The organism is Amycolatopsis sp. NPDC003861, assembly GCF_053605405.1.
In genome coordinates this window covers 1-1,185 of the sequence record NZ_JBSGJD010000530.1, presented here as the reverse complement: position 1 = coordinate 1,185, position 1,185 = coordinate 1, and the positions used below count along the sequence as shown (strand labels likewise).

The window sequence follows — 1,185 nt, the reverse complement described above, 5'->3', positions numbered from 1 at the left end:
CCATCACCTCCTACCTCATCAGCGCCTACCACTCCGCCGCCGTCCTCGTCCCCGACGCCCTCGGCGCCCTCGACGACGTCCAGGTCGGTCGCTGATGACCACGATGAACACGCGCATCGCCGCCCGTCCCCTGGCGGACGTCCTCGCGTGGAGCAAGGGGCTTGTGGAGCCGGCGTTGCGGACGGCCGCCGAGCGGCTGCCCGAGGCGATGCGGCGGATCGCCGCCTACCACTTCGGCTGGCAGGACGCGGCCGGGCGCCCGGCGGCCGGCGACGGCGGCAAGGCGCTGCGGCCCGCGTTGGTCTTGCTGTGCGCGGAAGCCGCGGGCGGGGAGGTGGCCGATGCCGTGCCCGCCGCCGTCGCGGTCGAGCTGGTGCACAACTTCTCGTTGCTGCACGACGACGTCATGGACGGCGACACCACCCGCCGTCACCGCGCGACGGCGTGGACGGTGTTCGGCACCGGGCCGGCGGTGCTGGCCGGGGACGCGTTGCTGAGCCTGGCGTTCGAGGTGCTCGCGCCGAGCGGAGCGGCGAACGCGAAGGTGCTGTCGGCGGCGACACTGGCCCTGCTCGAAGGCCAGGCCGCGGACCTGGACTTCGAGCAGCGCGACGACGTCACCCCCACCGAGTGCGTACGGATGGCGGAGGGCAAGACGGCGGCCCTGCTGGGCGCGTCCTGCACACTCGGCGCGGCCTTCGGAACGGCCGGCGCAGACCGCTTCGGCGCGTTCGGCCGCGCGGTGGGCCTGGCGTTCCAGCACATCGACGACCTGCTCGGCATCTGGGGCGACCCGGCCGTCACGGGCAAGCCGGTGTACTCCGACCTCCAGAACCGCAAGAAGTCCCTGCCGGTGGTGACGGCCCTGTGTTCGGGCACCCCCGCCGGCGCGGACCTCGCCACCCTCTACACGCGCCGCGACCCCCTGGACGAAACCGACCTCGCCCGCGCGGCCTCCCTCGTCGACGCCGCGGGCGGCCGCCAGTGGAGCCAGGCCCAGGCGGAAGCGTTGCTGGCCAAGGCGTTGCGCGACCTCACCACCGCCGCCCCACCTTCCCGGGCCACCGCCGAACTCGCCACCCTGGCCCGCCTCATCACCACCCGCACCCACTGACCCCGTAACTCGCGTGATCAGGAACGTAACTCGCGTGTTTGAAGCCGTAACTCGCGAGATCCGGCTTCAAA

General features: G+C 73.1%; 2 protein-coding genes. Both read left to right on the top strand.

Going from position 1 to position 1,185, the window contains the following annotated elements:
* Window positions 1-95, top strand: a 95-nt coding sequence (locus tag ACWEVN_RS47985; RefSeq protein ID WP_452055213.1) for a hypothetical protein, incomplete at its 5' end; no start/stop codon positions are given.
* Window positions 95-1,114, top strand: coding sequence for a family 2 encapsulin nanocompartment cargo protein polyprenyl transferase (locus ACWEVN_RS47980; RefSeq protein ID WP_452055731.1), 1,020 nt, complete (start codon window positions 95-97; stop codon window positions 1,112-1,114). The genes ACWEVN_RS47985 and ACWEVN_RS47980, both read left to right, overlap by 1 nt.
* Window positions 1,115-1,185 lie beyond the last annotated feature (71 nt).